General features: G+C 42.1%; 17 protein-coding genes and 2 pseudogenes. 6 read left to right on the plus strand and 13 right to left on the minus strand.

The genetic code is table 11. The features are described from left to right. Positions 1-517 precede the first annotated feature (517 nt). From AC2D3N_RS11045 to AC2D3N_RS11060, 4 genes and pseudogenes are all read left to right on the plus strand, one after another. Positions 518-868, plus strand: a pseudogene (locus tag AC2D3N_RS11045) (RNA-guided endonuclease InsQ/TnpB family protein); the annotation flags it as partial. A gap of 26 nt (positions 869-894) precedes the next feature. Beyond that, positions 895-1,029, plus strand: a pseudogene (locus AC2D3N_RS11050) (RNA-guided endonuclease TnpB family protein); the annotation flags it as partial. 36 nt (positions 1,030-1,065) lie between these two features. Further along, on the plus strand, positions 1,066-2,814 hold the full coding sequence (gene crtO, locus AC2D3N_RS11055) for a beta-carotene ketolase CrtO (RefSeq protein ID WP_339394351.1): 1,749 nt from the start codon (positions 1,066-1,068) through the stop codon (positions 2,812-2,814). A gap of 113 nt (positions 2,815-2,927) precedes the next feature. Further along, complete coding sequence (locus AC2D3N_RS11060; RefSeq protein WP_079677645.1) at positions 2,928-3,470, plus strand: pentapeptide repeat-containing protein; 543 nt, start codon at positions 2,928-2,930, stop codon at positions 3,468-3,470. A gap of 24 nt (positions 3,471-3,494) precedes the next feature. Here AC2D3N_RS11060 and AC2D3N_RS11065 read toward each other — a convergent pair whose 3' ends face one another. Continuing rightward, entirely contained in the window at positions 3,495-4,343 is an 849-nt protein-coding gene (locus tag AC2D3N_RS11065) for a hypothetical protein (protein ID WP_484693625.1), read from the minus strand. 106 nt (positions 4,344-4,449) lie between these two features. Between AC2D3N_RS11065 and AC2D3N_RS11070 the strand changes: the two genes are divergently transcribed. Continuing rightward, entirely contained in the window at positions 4,450-6,639 is a 2,190-nt protein-coding gene (locus AC2D3N_RS11070; RefSeq protein WP_484693626.1) for an O-linked N-acetylglucosamine transferase, SPINDLY family protein, read from the plus strand. A gap of 117 nt (positions 6,640-6,756) precedes the next feature. Here AC2D3N_RS11070 and AC2D3N_RS11075 read toward each other — a convergent pair whose 3' ends face one another. Beyond that, positions 6,757-8,319, minus strand: coding sequence for an L-lactate permease (locus tag AC2D3N_RS11075; protein WP_484693750.1), 1,563 nt, complete (start codon positions 8,317-8,319; stop codon positions 6,757-6,759). Between AC2D3N_RS11075 and dprA the strand changes: the two genes are divergently transcribed. After that, positions 8,258-9,388 (plus strand): DNA-processing protein DprA, encoded by a 1,131-nt coding sequence (gene dprA / locus AC2D3N_RS11080; protein WP_484693627.1) that lies wholly within the window; start codon positions 8,258-8,260, stop codon positions 9,386-9,388. The genes AC2D3N_RS11075 and dprA overlap by 62 nt on opposite strands. A 250-nt stretch (positions 9,389-9,638) precedes the next feature. On the opposite strand, the gene AC2D3N_RS11085 is transcribed toward dprA, so the two are convergent. The 11 genes from AC2D3N_RS11085 to AC2D3N_RS11135 form a co-directional block, all read right to left on the minus strand. Then, a complete protein-coding gene (locus AC2D3N_RS11085; protein ID WP_079677650.1) occupies positions 9,639-10,286 on the minus strand; it encodes a Uma2 family endonuclease in 648 nt (215 codons plus the stop codon). Positions 10,287-10,365: 79 nt separating this feature from the next. Then, positions 10,366-12,066: an ABC-F family ATP-binding cassette domain-containing protein gene (locus AC2D3N_RS11090; protein WP_484693628.1), complete on the minus strand. Its 1,701-nt coding sequence runs from the start codon at positions 12,064-12,066 to the stop codon at positions 10,366-10,368. 146 nt (positions 12,067-12,212) lie between these two features. Beyond that, positions 12,213-12,614, minus strand: coding sequence for a response regulator (locus tag AC2D3N_RS11095; protein ID WP_484693629.1), 402 nt, complete (start codon positions 12,612-12,614; stop codon positions 12,213-12,215). Between the two features lie 127 nt (positions 12,615-12,741). Then, entirely contained in the window at positions 12,742-13,851 is a 1,110-nt protein-coding gene (gene prfA / locus AC2D3N_RS11100; RefSeq protein WP_079677653.1) for a peptide chain release factor 1, read from the minus strand. A 201-nt stretch (positions 13,852-14,052) separates the two neighbouring features. Further along, positions 14,053-14,280 (minus strand): 50S ribosomal protein L31, encoded by a 228-nt coding sequence (gene rpmE, locus AC2D3N_RS11105; RefSeq protein WP_079677654.1) that lies wholly within the window; start codon positions 14,278-14,280, stop codon positions 14,053-14,055. Positions 14,281-14,327: 47 nt separating this feature from the next. Continuing rightward, positions 14,328-14,570: a hypothetical protein gene (locus AC2D3N_RS11110; protein ID WP_339394352.1), complete on the minus strand. Its 243-nt coding sequence runs from the start codon at positions 14,568-14,570 to the stop codon at positions 14,328-14,330. A gap of 47 nt (positions 14,571-14,617) precedes the next feature. After that, complete coding sequence (rpsI, locus tag AC2D3N_RS11115; protein WP_079677655.1) at positions 14,618-15,031, minus strand: 30S ribosomal protein S9; 414 nt, start codon at positions 15,029-15,031, stop codon at positions 14,618-14,620. After that, entirely contained in the window at positions 15,031-15,489 is a 459-nt protein-coding gene (gene rplM / locus AC2D3N_RS11120; protein ID WP_484693630.1) for a 50S ribosomal protein L13, read from the minus strand. Before rplM ends, rpsI begins: the two co-directional genes overlap by 1 nt. Before the next feature lie 74 nt (positions 15,490-15,563). Continuing rightward, on the minus strand, positions 15,564-16,367 hold the full coding sequence (gene truA, locus AC2D3N_RS11125) for a tRNA pseudouridine(38-40) synthase TruA (RefSeq protein ID WP_200816709.1): 804 nt from the start codon (positions 16,365-16,367) through the stop codon (positions 15,564-15,566). Positions 16,368-16,584: 217 nt separating this feature from the next. Continuing rightward, positions 16,585-16,935 (minus strand): 50S ribosomal protein L17, encoded by a 351-nt coding sequence (rplQ, locus tag AC2D3N_RS11130; protein WP_079677658.1) that lies wholly within the window; start codon positions 16,933-16,935, stop codon positions 16,585-16,587. Between the two features lie 162 nt (positions 16,936-17,097). After that, a complete protein-coding gene (locus AC2D3N_RS11135) occupies positions 17,098-18,057 on the minus strand; it encodes a DNA-directed RNA polymerase subunit alpha (RefSeq protein WP_200816717.1) in 960 nt (319 codons plus the stop codon). Positions 18,058-18,176 lie beyond the last annotated feature (119 nt).

Genomic DNA, 18,176 nt, shown 5'->3' on the forward strand with positions numbered 1-18,176 from the left:
CCATAGGGAGTAAATTTTTTGATTTTTATTGACATAAATACAAAAAATGCTTACTTTTGTATCTTGACAAAACACACAAAATGTGCATATTAAGCCCTGAAAGCCTCAAAGTCAGCAATTTTACTGATCAAACTTGTTAACTTTATAGATTTTCAAACTTTAGTAATATTGCCATAATAGGCGCACAGTAGCAGAGAGATGTATCCTGTAGCTCTGAGATTATATAAATCCTCTTTAGTAATTCAGGGGAACCGAATATAGACTCAATCTGGTGGCATCGCTCTTTGAAGATGTGGTAGCGGGTTCGTAAGTAGGGGTTAAAGTCAAACAAGGTCGGAATTCCCGTTTTTGTGAAATCCGATTCACCCCTACACTTTTTTTTCAGATAGCAGGGAATAGGAATCATCAGAAAATTGGGTTTGAAACCCCGTCATGCCGCGATAGCGGAGGACGGCTTTTAAATTTAATTTAAACACAATCTCCCCATTTTCACCAACTATGTGCTGGAATGTGAGATATGGAAAAAGCACACAGTTACCGATTTTACCCTACACCTGAACAAGAGTCGCTATTGCGACGCACGTTAGGCTGTGTAAGATTAGTTTACAATAAGGCACTCCATGAACGAACTCAAGCATGGTATGAAAAGCAAGAAAGAATAGGTTATAGTCAAACGTCTTCAATGTTAACTAATTGGAAAAAACAGGAAGATTTAGACTTTTTAAATCAGGTAAGTTGTGTCCCTTTACAACAAGGATTAAGACACTTACAAACAGCCTTTACTAACTTTTTTGCTGGTCGTACTCAATATCCTAATTTTAAGAAAAAACATCAAGGAGGTAGTGCGGAATTTACTAAGTCTGCTTTTGGGACTGTCCCAACTGTGGGACTCACCATGACCGAGATCTTAACGCCAGTAAAAATATTTTGGCGGCCGGGCTGGCCGTGTCAGTCTGTGGAGCGAGTGTAAGACCTGAACAGAGTAAATCTGTGAAGGCAACTGCTAAGAAGCAGAAACCTAAATTGTGAAGTTTAGGAATCACCGTCCGTTTTACGGCGGTGAGGATGTCAAATAGAAAGTTCCAATCTGTTGATACACTCAACAAAGTGATCAATAATTGGTTTTTTATGTCTACTTATGATGTGATTATCATTGGTGCAGGCCATAATGGGTTAGTTTGTGCAGCCTATCTTCTCAAAGCCGGATATAGTGTTTTACTATTAGAAAAACGTTCCGTTCCCGGGGGTGCGGCCACAACGGAAGAAGTCATGGCAGAAGACGCTCCAGGATTTAAGTTTAACCTCTGTGCCATTGATCATGAATTTATCCATCTTGGCCCGGTGGTACAGGAATTAGAATTAACCAAATATGGCTTAGAGTATTTATATTGTGACCCGGTGGTGTTTTGTCCGCACCCCGATGGACGGTATTTTTTAGCCCATCGCTCTGTGGAAAAAACCTGTGCGGAAATTGCCCGATATAGCGAAAGAGATGCTCAAAAATATCAGGAATTTGTGGAATATTGGCAAAGGTTAATGAGTGCGGTTAGTCCTTTATTTAATGCCCCTCCGACGGCAATTATTGAGATTGCTAAAAACTTTGATCGAGATTCTTTGATGGATTTATTAGCCGTATTAGGAGGAACGGATAAAATCTTAGATTTTGTCAGAACTATGTTAATTAGTCCAGAGGATTTAATTAATGAATGGTTTGATACGGAAATTGTCAAAGCACCTTTGGCGAGATTAGCCTCTGAAATCGGTGCTCCTCCCTCTCAAAAAGGCATTTCTGTGGGGGCGAGTATGTTAGCCATGCGTCATGACCCTGGGATGTCTCGCCCTCGGGGTGGCACAGGGGCCTTAACTCAAGCGTTGGTCAATTTAGTTAAACATTTGGGAGGAGTTATCCTAACAGAAACTCCGGTAGAAAAAATATTAATTGATGACGGTCGTGCTGTTGGGGTTAGGGTGTCAGACCATCAAGAATATCGGGCTAAACGGGGTGTGATTTCTAATATTGATGCTCGACGTTTATTTTTACAATGTGTTGACCCGACGGATATTGATGCGGCTGATCCGAATTTAAGAGAAAGATTAGAACGGAAAATTATTAATAATAATGAAACTATTCTTAAAATTGATTGTGCTTTATCCGAACCCCTCCGATTTGAGGGTTATAATCATCAAGATAGCTATTTAATGGGCTCGGTTTTAATTGCTGATTCGGTGAATCATGTGGAAAAAGCCCATAATTTATGTACTGTGGGGGAAATTCCCGATCAAGATCCGTCGGTTTATTTAGTTGTGCCCACGGTTTTAGATCCCTCCATGGCTCCTGAAGGAAAACACACCTTATGGATTGAATTTTTTGCCCCCTATCAAATAGCAGGAGCCGAAGGAACGGGGTTAAATGGAACCGGATGGACGGATGAGTTAAAATATAAGGTAGCGGATCGGGTGCTCGATAAAATTGCTGAATACGCTCCAAATATCAAGCATTCAGTTTTAGCCCGTCGGGTAGAAAGTCCGGCAGAATTAGGAGAACGTTTAGGATCTTATAAAGGTAATTGCTATCATATTGATATGACCTTAGATCAAATGATTTTTTTCCGTCCCCTGCCCGAATTAGCTAATTATACAACCCCCATTCAAGGTTTATTTTTAACGGGTGCAGGGACTCATCCAGGCGGTTCAATTTCCGGGATGCCCGGTCGCAATTGCGCTCGGGTATTTCTCCAGGCTCAAAAACCTCTAAATCAGGTTTTAAAGCAGACTCAAAATACTCTCAAGTCTGTCTGGAGTCGATTAAGGTAAGGCCGTATTGGAAGAATTGAGGAGATCAACAAGATGGCTAGATTAATCTTTTTGATTGTTCCAATTCCCTGCTATAACAGAGGTACAGTTAGCAATTTATCACCCCAAATGTTATGAAGCCACCTGAAACCAGTGCTAATTCTATATTAATGAGTCCCCGGGAATTATTAGACCGTTATGCGGCTGGAAAACGAGGTTTTATTGGTGTGAATTTGCAAGGGGCTGATTTAAGGGGGGCTGTATTAAAAGGGATTTTACTGTGGCAAGCTAATCTCAAATCCGCGAATTTAAGTGGGGCAGATTTAACTAATGCTCATTTATTTGCTAACTTAATTCAAACGAATTTAAGTGGTGCTGATTTATCAGGTACTAAACTCATTTATGCGGATTTAAGGAAAGCAGATTTAACCTGTGCTAAGTTATTTAAAACCAATTTGAAAGGGGCGGATTTAAGGGGGGCGGATTTAAGGGGGGCTAAGTTAATTTATACTGATTTGGATGGTGCTAATTTAAAAGGTGCTAATTTAAAAGGGGTAATTTTATTTGCTGTTAATTTGAATCAAGCGAATTTGGTGGGAACTGATTTGAGCGAAACTACCCTGATTAAAAGTGATACTAAGTCGGCTATTTTATCAGAATCAGAGGAAAATAATTAAATTAAAACTTTAGGTAAAAAATTCTTATAATATTTTTAAACTAAAAATAGTTTCTAATGTTAATTGGAGATTGGTTTTAAGTTGGTTTTGTGAATAGCGATCGCTTAAATAATCCAGATGTTTATGTTCTCCGGTAGAAACTATCAATAAGCGTTTTTCTGCCTGTGCTTTTGTAAAAGCAGTTGGAATATTTCCTCGATTTAGTAATATTATTTTAGCTAATTTTGCCCAATAATCTTGATTTCCTAATAGATGAAAAAACTGATCAACATCATTTAACCCGGGAGATAATCCAAACACACCTCCGTAGGAAATAATCATCAATTTACAACGGGGAAGATATTGTTTTAAATAGGGTAGGGAGGCTAAAGCCATTCCTGTCCCGGTACTTCCAGATAAAAATATTAATTGACTATGGGTTGATTTGGGTAAACCGATGCGGTTGAATAGACAGTGAGCAATATCTTTTCCATAGTAATTTGTGAATCCTAAAATTAAAACGGTTTGCCAAAAGTTATGCAAAGACATCACCCAGAAAGGTAGGGTTTTGAGATATAAAATATTCCAAAGTTTAAAGATTATTAAGGTTTTATTAGAAAAATATTTCCAGGGGAAAGGTTCTGCAATAATAGTATCAATAGCATAGACTTGGCTAATTTTATTAATCAATTCGATTTGCTCTGGATCTAAACTTTCTTGAGTATAGTTACTAATTCCAGTAATGAAAACTAACGCCGTTTCCCAGGGTTGGGTTGCGGTTGGGATGGTGGGGGATTGTTGCTGCCAAGTATACCACCATAACAGGGTTTCTAAGGCTGTGAATAATAGAATTAGGGCGATCGCAGTTAATACAATTGTGATGATTAATAACATGGGCAATAGAGAATAGATAAAATCTTCAATCAACAGGCTAAAATCATAAACTATTGATCCCGTTAGCCGTTAAAATTATAGGTGATACCTTCATCGCACCGTCCTAATGTCCGTGAATCCGAATCAATCCTCTGATCCGTTGACCGCAATACAGCCTGATAGTCCCCAAGGGTGGATACAATTGGCGGAAACCTATTATGCTCAGAAATTTTATGAACAAGCGATCGCAGCCTGTCAAAAAGCGATCGCAATCGAGCCAAATGAGTCACTAACCTATGTGACCATGGGGAATATTTATCAAGCCCAGGGTCAAATTCCAGAGGCGATTCGATCCTATCAACAAGCATTACAAATTAACCCTAATTTAGCCCAAGCTCATGTTAATTTGGGGAGTATGTTTTATCGACAAGGACAACTGGAATTAGCGATTAATAGTTATCGTCAGGCGGTCGATTTACAGCCGGATTTAGCCGCCGTCCATTGGAACTTAGCTCAAGTTTTAAAACATTTAGGACAGGACGAGGAGGCTCAACTTTCAGAGCAACGCGCCTTAGTCTTAAATCCTGAATTGGGAGGGGCTGATCTTCTATTTAATCAAGGGAATCAATTGGCGTTTCAGGGAAAAATTGAAGAAGCGATCGCCCTTTGGCAAAAAGCCGTTGACTTGAAACCAGATTTTGCTGAAGCCTATGGTCAAATGGGGATGGTTTTACGACATCAGGGGAAATATAAAGAGGCAATTCCTTTATTACAAAAAGCCCTGGAAATTAAACCTAATTTGCCCTTAGCTCATCAACATTTATGTGGCATTTATCGTGATAGTAGTAATTTAGCTGCCGCCCGTCAAGCGGTGGATCGGTATGTAGAATGTTGTCGTGAAATTGACCCGATTATGGCGGCAATTTATAGCATTAGCACCTATCAAGTCTCGGGGTTAAATCATATCGCTAAGGATAGGTTTTTGAAATTGGAATCCCAACTGTATTCTAAATTAGATCGAACGACTTTAGTAGAAATTAAATCGCTCTATTCTAATTTACTTTTTAGTATGCCTTATTTAAGGGATGATTTGGATAAAAATATTAAGCTCCATCATCGAATTACTAAAAAATATATTGAGAAAATTCTCAAGCCCAAATATCAAAATATTTCTGATGCTATTCCAGCTACATTTCCCCATTCTCCGTTAAGAATTGGAATTTTATCTAGCCATTTTAATCGTCATTCGGTGGGTTGGTGTAGTTTGGATGTGTTGCGGGAGTTATCGAATTTACCAGTTAAACTCTATCTTTATTGTACGGATCGTCTCCAGGTGGATGATCGGACTCCGTTATTTGAAGCGATCGCCAATAAATTTTTCATCCCTAAATACTATCCGAATGGATTACCAACACCTGAAGAAATTATTCAAGAAATTACTAATGATCAAATTGATATTATTTTGGATTTAGATGCTTTGAGTTTACCAATTCATGGGGATATTTTTTATCAGAAACCCGCTCCTATTTGTATCTCTTGGTTGGGATTTGATGCGTTGCAAATCTCTAATCAAACTTATTTTTTAGGGGATGAATTTACCCATCCCAAAGGGACGGAAAAATATTACACCGAACAATTGTTAAAAATGCCGCATTCCTTTATGGCGGTTTCTGGGTTTAACCGAGTTGAAACTGATCCAATTAAATTTCGACAAACCCATCGAATTAGTTCGGATCAAATTGTTTATTTATGTGTGGCATCGGGTCGGAAATTTAATTTTGAATTAGCTAAAGCTCAAGTCGAAATTCTCAAACAAGTTCCCGATAGTATTTTAATTTATAAGGGTTTGGCGGATCAAGAAGTGGTAATTTCCACCTATCGTCAAGTTTGTGATCAGTTGGGAGTGGGGAAACATCGGATAAAATTCTTGCCGCGTTTTCCCAAGGAAGAAGAACACCGTCAAGTTTATGCTATTGCGGATGTTTTCTTGGACTCCTATCCCTATAATGGCGGGACTCATAGTTTAGAAGCGCTTTGGTTTAATGTTCCTGTGGTGACTCGAAAAGGGGAACAATTTTTATCAAGGATGGGTTATTCTTTTTTACAAGGATTATCAATTGAAGAAGGCATTGCTGAGTCTTGGAAGGACTATATTAACTGGGGGGTGCGTTTCGGTCAGGATCGGGTTTTGAGAACATTAGTTCAAGAAAAGTTAATTCAATCTAAGCAATCTGAATCTTTGGCTGCTCTTTGGAATCCTCAACAATTTGCTCAGAATTTGTATGATGTTTTACAACAATTAATTGTTCAAAATTGATTGTACAAAAGGACTCGCGGTGATTATTAATCCCCAAAAATATCTATATTCCCCTGTAGGGGGACGGCGCGCCTTGCCCCTACGATGAATTGGATGTCAAATATAACACTGATCTATTTAAAACCCAAGAATAAATACAGCAACTAGACCCATCAATCCCGCAAATATTAAATAAAAAGTCACGGGTAGGAGTAACTGACGTAACAAAATCCCCTCGCGCCCAATCAATCCCACCGTAGCCACCGCAGCCACAATATTAGAGACAGCCAGCATATTACCCGCCGCCGCCCCCACACATTGTAGGGCTAGAATCACCGATGTCGAGAGGCCACTCTGTTCTGCCACCCCGAACTGAAACAAAGAAAACATCATGTTGCTGACGGTGGTACTTCCGGCGACAAAAGAACCGATCATCCCAATCACCGGAGCAAAGAAAGGCCAGACTTGACCGACTAGCTGGGAAATCCCATCGGCTAAGGTTAGGGGCATACTGGCCAGTCCCGAACTATTCACACCGGAGTTAATAAATACTTTCGCCATTGGTACGGAAGCCCCAATCGCCAAAGCTGTTCCCAGTAACTTTTGTAGGGCTTGGGCGATCGCTCTTTGTATCTGCTCCCCCTTCATTTGATGTAAGAAGTAGGTGATGATCACCACCACAATAAATAGAGTGGCGGGAAGAAACAGGGGTTGAACCGAAATACTAATCTCCGTCCCTAAAATATTAGAAAATGGGATTTGGACAGATTGCAGCCACTGGCGTAGGGGCAGGACTCGCAACCGGGACAGCACCAGCAAAATCCCTAAAAGCAGGTATGGTGTCCAGGCTTGCAGGGCTTTCATCGGAACCGTGGTCTGGGAAATTTCTGGTGTGGAGGTTCCCAGCCAAGCCGGTGACCACTGATCGCGATCGGGAAAATCCCAGAGGGTTTTCGGCCTGAGAAATCCTCTCTGAGCAGCAGGAATCACGATCAACATTCCCACCAAACCGCCCATCAGAGAGGGAAATTCTGGCCCGATGAAGATGGCGGTCAGGGCATAGGGAATGGCAAAGGCGAGTCCGGCAAATAGGGCAAACCCCGCCGCAGGTAAGGCATCTTTCCAGGATTTGGCATCTCCAAAATAGGCCGTTACCACCCCAATTAACAGCAGGGGCATGAAAACCCCAATCACTCCTTGAATCAGTCCGATCTGGGCTGCAATAATGCCGATATAATCGGAGAAATCTAACCCTAAACGGGCAATTTCCTGCTCTACGGCGGCGCTCCCTTCTAATCCATTGTTAATTCCGATTAAAACTGGTGTTCCGATGGCACCAAAGGCCGATGGTGTACTTTGAATAATCAGTGCAGCCATAACCGCGGCCATGGCGGGAAATCCAATCGCTACCAACAGGGGTACACAAATCACGGCGGGTGTTCCAAAACCGGAAGCCCCCTCGATAAAACTACCAAATAACCAGGCAATCAGAATCACTTGAATGCGGCGATCGCGGGAAATCCCTAATAATCCTTGGCGGATTTTGCTAATCGCCCCGGACTCTTGCAAGGTATTGAGTAATAGAATTGCACCAAATACAATGTAGAGAATTTCCAGGGTATAGAGGAGTCTATTTTTTGTGAAAGAACGAACATACTGGTTAGCATGGTCACAGATTAATGGGTTAGGTTCTATATTAATTCAGCGTCTTAAACAGCATTTTCAAGAATTAGAAATTGCCTGGAAAGCAACGGTTAATGAGTTAATAGAAGTTGAAGGTTTTGGCAAGCCAAAAGCCGAGAAAATTGTTCAACAGCGATCGCAAATTAATCCCCAAGAATTATTAGAACAACATACCGCTAAAAACCCCTGTTTTTGGACTCCTGCCGATGCCGAATATCCCCGATTATTATTAGAAATTCCCACCTTTCCTGCGGTTTTATATTATCGGGGAAGGGTTGAAACCCTTGAAAATCAGGGTGTTACTCCGACGGTGGCGATTGTGGGAACCCGTACCCCAACGGAATATGGGTGTCGTTGGACTCGTCAAATTAGTACGACCCTAACCCGTCGAGGATTTACGATTGTTTCGGGGATGGCGGCGGGAATTGATACCCAAGCTCACCGCAGTTGTTTGGAGGTCGGAGGACGAACCATTGCAGCGTTAGGAACTGGGGTAGATATTGCCTATCCCAAGGAAAACCGTCAACTTTGTGAAGCGGTGATTAATCAAGGATTATTAGTCAGTGAATATCCCTCGGGAACTAAACCGAATCCCAGTCATTTTCCCCAACGAAATCGGATTATTGCGGGGTTAAGTCGAGCCGTTTTTGTGATGGAAGCTCCCCAAAAATCCGGGGCATTAATTACGGCTCATGTTGCTAATGAATTCTGTCGAGATGTTTATGTTTTACCCGGTCGTTTGGATGATCAAAATTCTCAGGGGTGTTTGAAATTAATTAATGGTGGGGCGAGTTTAATTCCGGTTGATTTAGACGAGTTACTGGAACAATTAGGAGCAATACCACCTTTAGATGAACCCCAACAATTATCTTTATTTGAAATTCCGGTTCAACCCTCAAAATCTATACCCGATTTAGACCCTGAATTATCTAAAGTATTGCAGGCTATTTCATCGGAACCTATGGCTTTTGATCAAATTATTGTTAATCTGAATTTAGATGCTGGCAATGTATCAGCAGCATTATTACAATTAGAATTATTAGAATTAGTGGAACAATTACCAGGGATGCGATATCGAAGATTATAGCGCTACGCATTACAGTTAGGACACTTCTAAATCCAGCAAACCCATTCCCTATTCCCTATTCCCTATTCCCTATTCCCTATTCCCTATTCCCTATTCCCTATTCCCTATTCCCTATTCCCTATTCCCTATTCCCTATTCCCTATTCCCTATTCCCTATTCCCTATTCCCTATTCCCTATTCCCTATTCCCTATTCCCTATTCCCTATTCCCTATTCCCTACCTATCTGTAACACTAATTTCAGGTAGTTTTTTACAACTGATGACTGATGACTGTTTCCGTTCTTAATTCTCGTAACATTTTGCTAGTTCCTGCATCAATTGCTTTTTGAACTAATTGGGGAATAAGTTCCGTGAGGGATAATTCAGGAAAGGTAGGACTATTAACAGTTTCAGTGTAACCTTGAGCAGAAAGTAAGTAAATTTTTAACTGTTGATTTCGATAAATCCAAACTTCAGGAACTCCGATGGCTTCGTAGACATCTAAAGTCGTTTTAGAGGTAACATCCGCTTCTATTGCTAAGTCTGGCGGTGGATACTGTTTTAAATCTAAGTTGGTACAACCTTGCACCCGTTGGGCATTTTCGATATAAAAGCAGGTATCAGGTTCTATTCCGCCAATGGGTGGACGTTTGAGGGTCGTTGAACCAAAATCCTCCCAGTCCCGCCCTTGAATATCAAGAATCGTTTTAAGGATATCGGCAATAATCCGATGGGGACGTTCATGTAGTGCCAAAGGGGACATAATTTCTAGGGTTCCCTGGTAGTAGGTAACGCGACTGTTGCGTTTTTCTCCTAAGTCAATCAAAATCTGCTCGAAATCTTGCCAGGACAGGTTAGAAATAGTAATCTGGCTACCCGGAGTGAGTTTAATAGCTTGAATAGGAAAAGTTACACTCATGTTTTTGCCTTGTGTTAATTCCTGGGCTGTTTGCTTAATATTAATCCTCGGAACCTATCCCACATCTTAGGTGAGGATATTATTTTCGTTTATTATTTGCTTTTTTCTTGGCATCCTTAGCCGCCTTTTTAGCAGTTTTCTCCGCTTCCAATTTGGCTAACTGTGCCTGTTCTTTCTCCTCCGCTAGTTTATCGAGATAATAGTGATAATCCCCTAAATAAACCCGAAACTCTCCGTCGCGAATTTCGACAATTTTATTAGCAACTTTAGAAATAAAATACCGATCATGGGAAACAATTAAAACTGTTCCATCGTAATGTTGGATTGCTTCCTCTAACATTTCTTTAGCGGGAATATCTAAATGGTTGGTGGGTTCATCTAAAATTAAACAGTTCACCGGTTGGAGTAATAATTTTGCTAAGGCTAACCGGGCTTTTTCCCCTCCACTTAACGCATTAACCTGTTTTAAAACCGTATCTCCACTAAATAAAAACCGTCCCAACAAAGTCCGAACTTCTTCATTTTTCCATTCGGGAACTTCATCATGGATGGTATCCATAACGGTTTTTTCTAAATCTAAGGCTTCCGCTTGATTTTGTTCAAAATATCCGGGAATAACGTTATGTTCTCCTAAACCAACCTTGCCTTCGGTGGCTTCTTCTAAACCCATAATTAAACGCAGGAGGGTAGATTTTCCGCAACCATTCGGCCCTAAAAAGGCAATGCGATCGCCCCGTTCCACTAATAAATCCGTCCCTAAAAACAAAACTTTGTTATCATAAAAATGGGTTAAATCTTGAATATTGACGACTTCTCGACCACTTCTCACCGCAGCCGGAAATCGAAATTTTAGGGTCGGAGAAGAAGAACTGGGGGCTTCAATTCGTTCTATTTTATCCAGTTGTTTCTCTCGGCTTTTAGCTTGGGTACTGCGGGTGGCACTAGCTCGAAATCGTTCTACAAAAGCCTGTTGTTTTTCTAACTCTTTTTGCTGACGGTCATAGGCACTTAATTGAGCTAATGCAGCTTCTTCTTTTTGTTGTAAATAAGCCGAATAATTCCCTAAATAGGTTTTAGAAACTCCTTGTTCTGTTTCCACAATTTGGGTACAGAGACGATCCAAAAACTCTCGGTCGTGGGAAACAATCACCATTGGCGTTGTTAAGCCTTTAAGATAAACTTCTAACCATTCAATGGTTTCTAAATCCAAATGGTTTGTCGGTTCATCTAATAATAATAAATCCGGTTCTTGGAGTAAAATTTTACCTAAACTCATACGCATTTGCCAACCGCCACTAAAGGCACTGACTAAGCGATCACCATCTTCCGACTCAAATCCCATTTCCGGTAAGATTTTCTCAATTTGAGATTCTAAGGTATACCCCCCAATCGCTTCAAAGTCTCGATGTAAACGATCTAATTTTTTGATTAATTGATCTAACTCCTCTGGGGTAGCGGTTTGCATTTCATGTTGTACCTGGGTCAAGGATTCTTGAATTTGATTAGCGGCTTCAAATACTGTCCAAAACTCCTCCCGCACCGTATGGGTGGGGTTGACTTCAAATTCTTGGGTTAAATAGGCAATTTTCAAACTTGCTGGACGAATAATTTCCCCCGAAGTCGGTTCCATTTCTCCCGCAATAATTTTTAATTGCGTTGATTTTCCCGCCCCATTTACCCCGACCAAACCAACGCGATCGCCCGGTTTAACCTCCCAATTCACATCTTTAAGAACTAAACCTGTAGAATAAATTTTACTGATATGCTCAAGCCGTAACATTGCCAATCTCCTTGACTATAATAAGATGAATATTGTCTTAATAAATTGAAGTAAACTTAAATATTTTTAACCTTATTAACTCTATTTTTTAAGGCTAAATTTTAAGTCAAAAACTTTTTTAACCTCTGAAGTATTAGCTTTAATTTTTACCTCCCTTTACTGTTTTTATAGGTTTCTACCGCCTTCTGAATAATTTGTTTAAAATCTTCAGTATCCCAAGGCTTGGTAATACACTTGAAAATATCAGCCGCCGCCATGGTTACAGAATCGACATCTAAAGCATCTTCAGAATAACCCGTGAGCAGAATCCTAATGGTATCAGGAAAAAGCTGGGTGACTCGGCTAAAAAACTCAATCCCGGTCATTTCGGGCATACTTTGGTCAGAAATGATTACCGCCATTTCTCCTTCCTGATCAAGAATATCCATCGCCTCCGAAGGACTATCGGCTCTAAATACCTGAAATTCCCGCCGGAATGTCCGATAGAGCAGATCGAGATTATCTCGCTCATCATCAACCACCATGAGTTTCAGTTTGCTTCCAGGCATACTTTTATCTCTGATAAAAACTTATTTATAAAAAAGGCGAGACTCCAAAGAGTTCTCGCACTTTCCGCATCCAGGGCTTACTCAATTAGTGAATATAATCACAACATCAAAGCCAAAACTCTTTCAATTACACGGAAACTGGACTGGATGTGGAATTTGCTAATTCGGCTAATCTTTCCTCTTGATCCTTAACAATACAGGCACTGAGTACACTTTCCAAACTTCCTTCCAAAATCGTAGCTAGAGTGAAGTTTTCACCTAAGCGGTGATCCGTAACTCGACTATCTTTATAGTTATAAGTCCGAATTTTTTCAGAACGTGACCCGGTTCCCACCTGGGAACGTCGCATGGAAGTTACGGCCTCCTGTTGTTCCCGCAGTTTGGCTTCGTACAACTTGGCGCGTAAAATCTGCATTGCCCGTTCTCGGTTTTTTAGTTGACTCCGTTCTTCCGTACAGAAAATCCGAATCCCCGAAGGTTTATGGAACAGGTCAACGGCCGTTTCCACCTTGTTGACATTTTGGCCACCTGCCCCCCCGGAACGAGCCGTGGTCATCTCAATATCCTTGGGGTCAATAGCTATTTCCACTTCATCAACTTCAGGCATGATCGCCACAGTTGCAGTAGAAGTATGAACTCGACCACCCGCTTCCGTTACCGGAACCCTCTGAACTCGATGAACTCCCGCCTCAAACTTGAGTTTGCTGTAAACACTGTCCCCTTGAATTTCTAAAATAGCCTCCTTAAAGCCCCCCATATCGGCGACGGACTCACTGACCATACTCACCCGCCAGCCCTGACTTTCGGCATATCGGGTGTACATTCGGACTAAATCTCCCGCCCAAATACTGGCTTCTTCCCCTCCAGTTCCCGCCCGAATTTCCAACATGATATTTTTATCATCGTTAGGGTCACGGGGCAGTAACAGGACTTTCAGAAGAATTTCCAGCCGACTAATTTTAGCTTCCAACTCCGCCACTTCCAAAGAAGCCATTTCCCGCATTTCCAGGTCATCCCCGGCTTCTTTCATGACTTGACGAGAGCCGAGAAGTTCTTCTTGAGCCGTTTTCCAGTCCTGATAGGCTAAAACAATTTCTTCCATCGAGGAACGAGCCATTGCCACCCGTTGAAATTCATCGGGGTCAGTGGCCACATCAGGGTCAGCTAAACGGAGGGTTAACTCATTAAAGGTTTGTTCAATCGATTTGAGTTTATCGACAAGATAAGCATCAGCCATAATCTCAGTTGTCCTTTGTCAGTTGTCAGTTGTCAGAAATTCAAGATTTATTTAGCCGCCCAGGTTATCTAAATCTGATTGAGAGCCTAGATGGGATGAATTCAACTTGAAATCAGCCCTGTTTGCTCTAATGATTTAAAGCAGTCAGTTGAAGGAGCGTTAACGCTACAGACAACTAACGACGGACAAACGACAACCTTGCTATTTCTGGGATTGCTTATCTTCGGTCATACCATATTTCCGCAGGAAGCGCTCAACTCGTCCCTCTGTGTCTAGGATTTTTTGATTCCCGGTGTAGAAAGGATGATTTCCTGACCACACATCAACATTAAGTCGAGGCTGTGTAGAACCAACGGTGGTGACTAATACACCGTTACAATAGACTTCGGCTTCTGGATACCATTCAGGGTGAATACCAGGTTTAGGCATGGTTTTGACGTTTTAATTTTTACGAGTTGTTAACTAACAATTGTGAACTACCCACACTGACTTGAAGTACCAAGTACAGTGTCGGCTTCTGTACTCACAGGAGAATGCCTCAAGACAGACTTGCGTCCCCCTTTTGGTCTAACATCCCCTCCTACAGCAGAAACGGCTGCACCATCCGTCTTTAGCATTCTAATGCCTTCTATTCTAATATTAATAGCTACGTTTCCATCTCGGTCGTGATCAGTACCACAACATCTCACTGACTTGATAGAAACAATCTCTGTTCCCACCACTAACCTGGGTAAAGGTAGAGCGGTGGACTTCCCGGCGGTGTAAGTTAACGTTTGGAGTATTGAGGAGCTTTACGCGCTTTGCGTAAACCATATTTTTTCCGCTCCGTAGCCCGGGGGTCACGGGTTAAGTACCCTTCGGTTTTCAGAGGTTTGCGGTTATCTGGGTTAAGTTCACACAGGGCACGAGCCACTCCTAAACGGATGGACTCGGCTTGACCAGTTAAACCACCACCACTGGCATTGACCAAAATATCATAGTCATTTTCCAAGCCCAGGGTTTCTAAGGGAGACTTGGCCGCGACTAAATAGCCCTGGTTGTATTGTAGGTACAAATCCCCATCTTTACCATTAATGGTTAATTTACCAGTACCCGGAACTAGGCGAACTCTTGCTACGGAAGACTTCCGACGGCCAGTTCCCCAGTAAACGGCGCGTGTTGCATTATCAGTTGCTTGCATTAATTACCTCCTGTTGGAATAGTATTGATGGTTAAGGTTTCAGGTTTTTGAGCCTGATGGGGATGATCAGGCCCCGCATAAACTTTGAGTTTAGTGAACAGGTTGCGTCCTAAAGCATTTTTGGGTAACATCCCCTTAATCGCCTGCTCAATAATTCGTTCTGGGATGCGGGCCTGTAATTTTTCAAAGGTTTCGGTCTTCATCCCACCCGGTCTACCGGAGTGACGACGATATAGTTTTTGACTGCGTTTTTTACCGGTGACCTCAATTTTTTCCGCATTTACAATAATTACAAAGTCACCCGTGTCCATGTGGGGGGTGTAAATGGGTTTATTTTTGCCCCGAATAATTCGGGCAACTTCAGTGGCTAAACGCCCCAAACGTTGGTCAGCCGCATCGATAACATACCATTTGGGTTCTAGGGAAGCTTCTGAAGGCAGGAAGGTTTTTGTGGTCATTCTTGATTGTCCTTAAATTTAAGAATAAATGGGGTGTTAGCCTTTGAGGGATTAAACTTTACTCCGCCAGTGCATCAACCAACGACAAGTTTAGGAAAGGTATCAAACCAAATGTCAGGCGGAAAGGGAAACTCTGGATAACCGACTCGCAATAAGCAAAGTCCCTGGGCGGGTGCTGCATATTTAACAACTTCTCGGCGTTCTTGAGTCCAGATGTCCCGAAATTCCTCTAGGGAGCGTTCCCCGTTTCCCACCTGTACCAGTAACCCGACTAACAATCTCATCATCCCGTATAGAAATCCACTGGCTTGTACTTCGATATGGATGAAGGAATTTTGGCGTTGACAACTGACAAACTGTACATCTACCCAAGCATGGGGGCGAGAGGTTCCACTCCGTTGAAACGCCGATAAGTGGTGATATCCCACTAACTGTTCTAGGGCGGCTTGGACTAACTGTTCATCCAAAGGATGATGATAGTAATGCCAACTGAAAGGCCGGACAAATAGGTTGGGTCGAGCATCTGTATAGAGGGTGTACCGATATCGACGCCATTTGGCTGAAAACCTAGCGTGCCAGGAGCTAGGAACAGAGGCAGATGCCCGAATCAACACATCCTCCGATAAACGGTTATTGAGAATGGTCGCCCAACGATAGTCAGGAATATAGCTAGGGGCATTAAAATGAGCCACTTGTGCCGCCGCATGAACTCCCGTATCGGTGCGACCCGCTGCGTGGAGTGTCACTGGAGCCTGAGTTACCGTTGCGATCGCGGTTTCAATTTCCTGCTGCACTGTCCGTTGATTCGGTTGTCGCTGCCAACCTTGAAAGTGAGTTCCCTGATACTGAATCACTAAGGCAATACGCTGTTGATCCATCACATAAATCAGTTATCAGTAAACAGTGATCAGTTGTAGGGGCGGGTTCATCGAGATTTAGGTAACTAACAAAGATATAAAAGAACCCGCCCCTACCAGTTATCAGTTAAGGAGTTATCAGGTAAGGAATTTAATTATTAACTCCTGCACTGATAACTGTTTACTATTAACTCTTACACTGATAACTGTTTACTATTAACTGTTAACTGATAACTGTTTACACCAATTCAATAATTGCCATTTCGGCATTATCTCCCCGACGGCTCACGGTTCTAACAATCCGGGTGTAACCCCCATTGCGAGAGCCATACCGTGATGGAGCCGCATCAAATAACGAGTGAACCAGTTGTTTGTCATAGATATACCCCATGGCTTGGCGACGGGCTGCCAAGGAGCCGTCTTTAGCCAGGGTAATCATTTTTTCTGCTTCCGATTGTACCGCTTTGGCTCTAACTTTAGTGGTGGTGATTCGGCCATGGCGAATCAGTTCTGTAGCCAGCGATCGCAGCAATGCTTTTCGCTGATCAGCAGGTTTGCCCAATTGGGGAACACGACAACGATGACGCATAATTACCTTCTGGTAGAAAATGATTGAGTGGTTTTATCAGTTATCAGTTAAAAGTAATCAGTTAAAAGTAATCAGTGCAAGAGTTAATGAGCTATCTTTAACTCTTTACCTGACGACTGGTACAGAAGACGTGCCATGGGGCGTCTCTACACTGATAACTGATCACTGATTACTGACGACTGATTTAGATGCCCTTTCTTGAGGCAGTGTAATTCCTAGGCGTTTTTGTAACGCCTCGATAACCTCCTCCGCAGACTTCTGACCGAAGTTTTTAATTTCTAATAGGTCTTCCTGAGTATAATCTCGTAAGTCTGCGACCGAGTTAATTTGAGCGCGTTTGAGACAGTTATAAGCCCGAACAGATAACTGTAGTTCTTCAATCGGGATTTGACTGGTTGGATCAACATCATTATTTTGGTCACTTTTGATTGATTCCAAGGTGATGTCTTTCAACGGAGTGAACAAGTCCACCAGAATGGTCGCGGATTGACTGATGGCTTCTTGGGGCGTTAAACTCCCATTTGTCCAAATCTCCATGATCAGGCGGTCTTTTTCTAAAGTTCCGCCGACCCGTGCATCCTCAACGGTGTAATTCACTTTCCGTACTGGCATGAACACGGCATCAATTTGGAGAAAATCCAAAGCAATTGCCTCGTCCCGATTGCGTTCAACGGCGCGATACCCAGTCCCCTTATCAACTTGGACTTCCATTTCCAAGGTTGATCCTGGGGATAGGGTAGCGATATATTGGTTTTTGTCTACGACCTCAACTTCTGAAGGCAGCTTAAAATGACCCGCCGTTACCGTCGCTGGACCTTGAACTTCTAAGCGACCAATTTGTTTTTGGTGGGTATAGCTTTTGAGTACAACTTCTTTCAGGTTCAGCAAAATCTCTAAAACATCTTCCCTAACCCCTCGAATCGTTGCAAACTCATGATTAACATTGGCAAACCTTGCTGATGTAATCGCCGTTCCTTCTAAGTTCGAGAGTAAAACCCGTCTTAGAGCATTACCAACCGTTGTCCCTTGACCCCGTTCTAACGGTTCTAAGACGAATTTTCCGTACTGACTCCGGTCTGTATCAGTGTTCGATTCAATACACTCAATCTTAAACTGCGCCACCGATGGACCTCCCTTCTCCATTGAACCCCAAAATGAATTGACAGTATAAGGCAAAGAATGAAACTAAACTTGAGTATTCATTCTTCCTCGACAAGACACTAACTTCCACGTCTGTAACG

The sequence above is a fragment of the Planktothrix sp. PLAVEN19ND genome, assembly GCF_057220675.1.

Excerpts from the sequence above, each read along its gene's own strand:
- AC2D3N_RS11060 (WP_079677645.1), top strand. The coding sequence starts at position 2,928 with ATGAAGCCACCTGAAACCAGTGCTAATTCTATATTAATGAGTCCCCGG.
- rplM (WP_484693630.1), bottom strand. The coding sequence starts at position 15,489 with ATGACCACAAAAACCTTCCTGCCTTCAGAAGCTTCCCTAGAACCCAAA.
- AC2D3N_RS11070 (WP_484693626.1), top strand. The coding sequence starts at position 4,450 with ATGTCCGTGAATCCGAATCAATCCTCTGATCCGTTGACCGCAATACAG.
- rpsI (WP_079677655.1), bottom strand. The coding sequence starts at position 15,031 with ATGCAAGCAACTGATAATGCAACACGCGCCGTTTACTGGGGAACTGGC.
- rplQ (WP_079677658.1), bottom strand. The coding sequence starts at position 16,935 with ATGCGTCATCGTTGTCGTGTTCCCCAATTGGGCAAACCTGCTGATCAG.
- AC2D3N_RS11065 (WP_484693625.1), bottom strand. The coding sequence starts at position 4,343 with ATGTTATTAATCATCACAATTGTATTAACTGCGATCGCCCTAATTCTA.
- AC2D3N_RS11095 (WP_484693629.1), bottom strand. The coding sequence starts at position 12,614 with ATGCCTGGAAGCAAACTGAAACTCATGGTGGTTGATGATGAGCGAGAT.
- AC2D3N_RS11090 (WP_484693628.1), bottom strand. The coding sequence starts at position 12,066 with ATGTTACGGCTTGAGCATATCAGTAAAATTTATTCTACAGGTTTAGTT.
- rpmE (WP_079677654.1), bottom strand. The coding sequence starts at position 14,280 with ATGCCTAAACCTGGTATTCACCCTGAATGGTATCCAGAAGCCGAAGTC.
- truA (WP_200816709.1), bottom strand. The coding sequence starts at position 16,367 with ATGGATCAACAGCGTATTGCCTTAGTGATTCAGTATCAGGGAACTCAC.
- crtO (WP_339394351.1), top strand. The coding sequence starts at position 1,066 with ATGTCAAATAGAAAGTTCCAATCTGTTGATACACTCAACAAAGTGATC.
- AC2D3N_RS11085 (WP_079677650.1), bottom strand. The coding sequence starts at position 10,286 with ATGAGTGTAACTTTTCCTATTCAAGCTATTAAACTCACTCCGGGTAGC.
- prfA (WP_079677653.1), bottom strand. The coding sequence starts at position 13,851 with ATGGCTGATGCTTATCTTGTCGATAAACTCAAATCGATTGAACAAACC.